At 67.1% G+C, this 6,707-nt stretch carries 3 protein-coding genes; all 3 read right to left on the bottom strand.

The features are described from left to right. Positions 1 to 3,798 (bottom strand): non-ribosomal peptide synthetase (locus QMK28_RS26925; protein WP_326442190.1); only part of this gene is annotated, 3,798 nt, incomplete at its 3' end. Between the two features lie 781 nt (positions 3,799 to 4,579). Beyond that, positions 4,580 to 5,815, bottom strand: coding sequence for a sensor histidine kinase (locus QMK28_RS26920; protein WP_326442189.1), 1,236 nt, complete (start codon positions 5,813 to 5,815; stop codon positions 4,580 to 4,582). A 112-nt stretch (positions 5,816 to 5,927) separates the two neighbouring features. Continuing rightward, positions 5,928 to 6,581: a response regulator transcription factor gene (locus QMK28_RS26915; RefSeq protein ID WP_326442188.1), complete on the bottom strand. Its 654-nt coding sequence runs from the start codon at positions 6,579 to 6,581 to the stop codon at positions 5,928 to 5,930. Positions 6,582 to 6,707: the final 126 nt, after the last annotated feature.

Here is a 6,707-nt window from a genome sequence, read left to right as displayed (position 1 = left end):
CAACGTAGTCAGCAACGGATCAGAACCCCGCAGCACGGCAGCCCACCGCGGCAGCTCCGCCAGCCGCTCCCCACCGCCGGCCTGCACCGACACCTCACCCGCCCAATGCCGGAACGACGTCGAAACCAGGTCGAGCACGGGCTGTCGCCCTGCGGCCAGCGCCTCACACGCGGCCTGCAAGTCCGGCAGCAGCACCCGCCAGGAGACCCCGTCCACCACCAGGTGGCTGATTACCGTCAACAGCCGCCCCGGAACTCCCGGCCCCGCATCGATCCACACCACTTGCAGCATTACACCGGCCCGCGGATCCAACCTCCCCACCGCCAACCGCACCTGCTCATCAACCAGCAGCCGCACATCCCTGCCGACCGCATCCACCCGACGCACCCACGCCCCGACGGAAACCGACCCCACCTCGGGCACCACCAACCGCGGCCCCAGACCACCCTCCAACCGCGCCCGCAGCACATCGTGCTGATCCACCACCACCTGCACCGCACCCACCAAGATCGCCAAGTCCATACCAGCCGGAGCAACCACCACCGCCGACTGGAACACCTCGGACAGGCCTTCCGGAGCAACCCGCCCCACTAGCTCATGCATCACCGGGGTCAGCAGCACCTCACCCGTGGGAGCAACTTCCTCGACAAGAGCAGCCCCCTCGGTGAGAAGACCTTCCGTGAGGGCGACGGCTACAGAAGCCAGGCCTGCCGGTGTCCGGTGCTCGAAGACCTCACGCGTAGTGATCGCCAGTCCTGCCCGGCGGGCGCTCGACACCAGCAGCATGGAAAGAATCGAGTCGCCGCCCAGCTCGAAGAACGACGCCTCAGCACCAACCCACTCCAGACCCAACACCTCACCGAACAACCCGCACAGCAGGGCCTCGGCAGGTGTCTCAGGAGCACGGCCCGCAGAACGCTTCTCCAACTCGGGGGCGGGCAAGGCGCTCCGGTCGAGCTTGCCGTTCACCGTGAGCGGCAGCGCATCCAGCACCATGACCACCGACGGAACCATGTACTCCGGAAGCGTCCCGGCCACGTACTCACGCAGCAGCTGCCGGTCCACCGCCTGCCCGCCAGGTACGACGTAGCCGATCAGGCGCTTCTCGCCGGGCCGGTCCTCACGGACCACGACTGCGGCCTGGCCGACGTCCGGGTGCGAAGCGAGGACCGACTCCACCTCGCCGGGCTCGACGCGGAACCCGCGGATCTTCACCTGCTCATCCGCACGACCCGCGAACTCCAACAGCCCCTCAGCCGTCCACCGAGCCAGGTCACCCGAGCGGTACATCCGCCCACCGGGTACGAACGGGCAGGCCACGAAGCGTTCGGCGGTCAGATCCGCGCGCCCTACGTAGCCGCGGGCCAGACCAGGACCCGCCACGTACAACTCACCGACCGCCCCGACCGGAACCGGCTTCAGGAAACCGTCCAGGACAAACACCTGGGCATTGCCGATCGGGCGGCCGATCGCCGGCAGCGCATCCCCCGACGTAATGCCCTCATCCAGCAGCGTCGCTGTGGCGATCACCGTGGCCTCGGTGGGCCCATAGGTGTTCCACACCCGCGCCCCAGCCCTCCACCGAGCAGCCAGACCAGCACTCAGACGCTCCGCACCCAACACCCAGTTCTCCACACCGGGAACAGAAACCGGATCCAGCACACCCAGCAGCGAGGGCACCACACTCGCCACGCTCACACCCGCCAAGCGGATCATCTCCGCCAACGCCCCCGGCTCACTACGCTCCTCACTCGAAGCAATCGCCAGCGTCCCGCCCGCGCCCAACGTCACCGCAACATCAAGGACCGCGGCATCAAAGCTGAACGACGCGAACTGCAACGCCACCGTGCCCTCGGTGACGCCGAGAACCGGCCGCATCGCCTCCGCCAGATTCGCCACCCCACCATGGGCGACCGCCACACCCTTCGGCCGACCCGTCGACCCCGACGTATAAATCACGTACGCGAGTTGGCCTGGACCCACCGCTACGCCCAGCGGCTCGGCGGACTCAGACGCGACGCTCTCCGCAGCCTCGTCCAACAGCACCACCCGCGCCGCCCCGACCAGCACCTCGGACAGTGCTCCGCCGGTGCCCAACACCACCGACGCACCACTGTCCGCAACCATGAACGCCAACCGGTCCACCGGATACTCCGGATCCAACGGCACATACGCGCCACCGGCCTTCCACACCGCCAACAGCGCCACAACCATGTCCACCCCACGCGGCAGACACAGACCCACCCGACTCTCCCGACCCACACCCAAACCAGTCAAATACCGCGCCAGACGATTCGCCCGCCCCTCCAACTCCCCATACGACACAACCACCGAGCCACACCGCACCGCAGCCACACCCGGAGCTGCCTCAGCCCGCGCAGCAATGAGGTCAACAACGGTTCCCGCCGGCACCGGCTGGGTGGTGTCGTTCCACTGCTCGACCACCCGCGAACGCTCAGCCGCCTCCAGCACACCGATCCGGCCCACAGGCACTGACGGATCTGCTGCCACCCGCTCCAGGAAACTCAAAAAGGACTGATGAGCAGCCCGAATCCACGTCCGGTCGTACAACGCGGAATTGGCCTCAAAAATAATCTGCACACCCTCGTCGCCCGGCGAGCCGTCCACCAGCACACCGAAATCCTCGACACGCCGATTCGACACATCACGAGCAACGCCCCGATGTACCCCGAACCGCAGATCCCCGCCAGACGGCACGATGTTCACATACGGCCCGAAATGCCAACGGTCACCCTCCGGCCAGCCCAACTCCCGCCGCAGCCTCTCCCCCCGGAATCGCTGATGCGCCAGCAGCCCGCCGACCTCGCGCTCCGCCTCCCGTGCCAGGTCCAGCAGGCTCGCACCGGCATCGACGGGCAGCCGCAAGGGCAGGATGTTCGCCATCGTGCACGGGGTCCGCCGTTCCCCGTCACTCACCCGGCCGGCCACCGGCAGGCTCAACACCGCCTCGCGTGCCCCCGCCATGCGGCCCACGAACGCCCCCACCGCCGCGATGACCAGCCTCGACCAGCGCACCCCCGCCCCGGCCGCCACCGCGCGCAACGCCTCCACCGCAGACGGCGACAACCCGCCCGCCTCCCGCAAAACCCCGCCGGCGGCCGTGCCTTCCCCCGACGGCGCCGAGCGGTAGCCGGGAATGCTCACCAGATCGGGCCGGTCCGCGAAACGTTCGTACCAGTACTGCCGGTCACGCTCGAACCACTCCGAGCCCCGGTAAGCAGACTCCTGCCCCACCAGCTCATTCAACCGCAACGCCGCATATTCCGGCCCGGCATGGGAATCACCGCGCACAAGCGCCGAATACACCTCAGCAACCCGCTGCCCCAGCAATGAACACGCAAAGCCATCCATCAGCAGATGGTTGTAGCACTGGAACCACACATAACGATCGCTGGAGACCCTGAAGAGAACGAAGGAGAAAAGCTGGTCACCGGTGGGATCCTTGACCTGACTCAATTCCGCCTGCATACGCGACTCGACAGAATCCCAGGGATCGCTCTCACCACTGACATCGACCAACGGCAGATCCCACTCTGGCACCCCGACGAAAGACTGCGACACTCCGCCGCCGTCCTCCGCGAAACGCACACCAAGTATCTCCGTCTCGGCAACGACCCGCCTCAGAGCAACCTCAAAAGCGCCCGTGTCAAGAGAACCGAGTATGTCAATGTGCTGCCCGACGTTGTACAGCGCACGCGTCCCCTCCATACGCTGCGCCAGCCAGATTCCCTCCTGACTGTCGGACAGGGGCAGAGCGTAACCAGCCTGATCGTTCATCTTTCCCCTCTCAAGGGCAACCCGTTACCCGCCGCTCACAAAAAGCTGCTCGCCGATCGCCTGCCAGCTGTAATCAGCCGTCGCCGGCCCGCACTTCACCATGAAAGGAAGTCGGACTCAGGCAGGATAAGGATGTTGGACGCACCAAAGAATCCAGTTCTACAACGCCACCCCTGACGTCTACTGGAGGACCCCCGAATCGACCTCTGCTCCCCATCGGACTCGGCTGACTTTCCACGGGAGCAGCGGATGACGTTTGTGAGCATGGTTCTGCTCGCTCAGAACGATACCCATCGGATGCCCCGAATCCCACCGACTGGGTTCGCTGACGGACTCGTTGCCTTCACCGGGTTCTCAACAGCGTTCCCAAAGCGGTGCCTCAGTGTCCATCATCGGACTTCGCGGGGGTGGACACTCTCTCCGCGGGAATGTCAACGATGATGTCGGCGCAATGCGCAATGGTTGGACGCCCCATTCGGATCCGCGCCCACTGTGCGGTTTCCCCCGGCCTCAGGCTGCCCGTCCTGGAGCCACCGCAGGGGGCCTTGGTGGTGGTGCCGTCCAACCGGGCGTTTTCCACACTTGGACGGATGGCGATGATCGGTTGACGATGACCGGTGCGGCCGATGACGGGTGGGCGCGTGGAAGCGCCGCCCGCGACATCCCGGCCCTCCACTCAGCGGGAACCGTCATCGACACCCACCGCACCACCCGCCGCACCGCGGCTTGCACATCCCGGCCCGCATCCGCCGGCACCGTCAACGAGACGGTCTCGCACCGGTCAACGAGATGTCCTCGCACCGGCTTCATGCTCTTCGGGGAAGCGGACGAGGAACGACCCGTCCTCGCGTGCAGCCGTCGCCCTGACCGGATTCCGGCTGCCGTGCCTGCCGGGCCGGTGCGCCCGTAGCGGAAAGGCCGCTTCCACGAGGAGGCCGCCGTCCGGGCGGGTATGTGCGGTGAGGGTGGCGCCGTGGGCATTGGCGATGGCGCGCACGATCGACAGGCCGAGGCCGTGATGACCGTCGCCGGCGGTGCGGCGCAGGCGCTGGAAGGGCTCGAAAAGCCGGTCGACCTGCTCGGGCGGGATATCCGGCCCGGTATTGGCGACGGCGACCACGGCGCGCCCGGCTGTGATGCCGGTCAGGATTTCCACGCGCCCGCCCGGGACGTTGTAGTTCGTGGCGTTGTCGAGGAGGTTGGCCACCAGGCGTTCGACGAGGGCGGAGTCGCCCGCGATGGGTGCGGGCTCGATCGTGGCCTCGACCCCCAGTCCCCGCCGGTCGATCTCCGGGCGGAAGGTGAGCAGCACCCGGTCGGTGATCTCGGACAGATTCAGCGGCTCTGAGCGTTCCACCCCGCGTTCGCTGCTGGACAAGGTGAGCAGCGACTCCAGCAGGCAGCCCTGCTGCTTGCTGATAGCCAGCAAGCGCTCGAAATTCGACCGGAACGACTCCAAGGTCGCGTGGCGGTCGATGAGCGACTCTTCGAGCAGCGCGTGCTCCAGGGTGAGCGGTGTGCGCAACTCGTGTGCGGCGTTGCTGACAAAGCGTTTGTGGGAATCGAGCGCCGTCTCCAGCCGGCCGAGCAGTCCGTCGACACTTTCGGCGAGATCCTTCAGCTCATCGGGCGGGCCGCCGACGGCCAGCCGTTCGTGCACGTTGTGCGCCGAGATCTGGCGGATGCTGGAGGTCATCGTGCGCAGTGGCCGCAGGACCCGCCCGGCCACCACCCAGCCGAGGACGATCGAGATCACCGCCATGATCGCCAACGCGATCCCGGACTGGACCAGTTGATCGTGCATCTGGGCCTCGTGCTGACGGACCGCCTGGTCGCGAAGCTCCCGGGCCCTGTCGTCGAGCCGGCGCGGGAGTCGAGAGAACCGGTCGGGGCGGATCTCGCCCGTCGGCTGCGGGTTGGTACTGGTCGTCTGGATGGAAACGAAGTTGCTCGTGGAGCTGGTGACGAGCAGATAGGTGATCACGAGCAGGACCGCGCCCGAGGCGATGAACAGCACTCCGTACAGCAGGGTGAGGCGTGCGCGTACGCGCCGGGGAATCAAGCGGGGCTTGATTCCGGCGCGGAAGGGGTTGGACGGGTTGGACGGGTTGAACAGACGCATCGGCATCTCAAATCCGGTAGCCGCTCCTGGGGACGGTCTCCAGCACGGGCGGGTCACCGAGCTTGGACCGCAGGCGATTGATCGTCGCCTTGACCGTGGTGGTGAACGGATCGGCTGCCTCGTCCCACACCCGCTCCAGCAGTTCCTCGGCCGACACCGCGCGGCCCTGGACTGCGAGCAAGTACTCCAGTACCGCGAACTCCTTGGACGTGAGGGCCAGTCGTGAGCCCGCGCGCGTCACGATGCGCTGTGCGGGGTCGAGCCGCAGATCGCCGTGGACGAGTACCGGCGGCGGGGGCGGCTGCGAGCGCCGGGCGACCGCGCGGATGCGAGCCACCAGCTCGGCATACGCGAAGGGCTTGGGAAGATAGTCGTCCGCGCCGAGGCTGAGACCGTCCACGCGGTCGGCGATCGTGCTGGACGCGGTCAGCATCAGAACCCTGGCCCGCACCGACTTCGCGGCCAGCTCGCGGCAGACGTCGTCGCCGTGCACCTCGGGCAGATCCCGGTCGAGCACGATGACGTCGTAATCGACCACCTCCGTGCACTCGAGCGCGGCCATGCCGTCGTAGACGACGTCAACCGCCATCCCTTCGCGGCGCAGCACCCTGGTCACCGAATTCGCGAGCTCGGCGTGGTCCTCCGCTACCAGTACTCTCATCGCCCACCCCCAGCGAGGCGTGTCACGACCGGGGACTGAGGGGATAGGGACTGATCATGGTGATCAGGGTGCCCGATCCCGGGTCACATGCCGGTTACAGCTCCCCCGCCGCCGCGTCTCGCATAT

The organism is Streptomyces sp. H27-D2 (genome assembly GCF_035828615.1).
Classification (GTDB): domain Bacteria; phylum Actinomycetota; class Actinomycetes; order Streptomycetales; family Streptomycetaceae; genus Streptomyces.
This window is presented reverse-complemented; position numbering and strand designations above follow the sequence as displayed.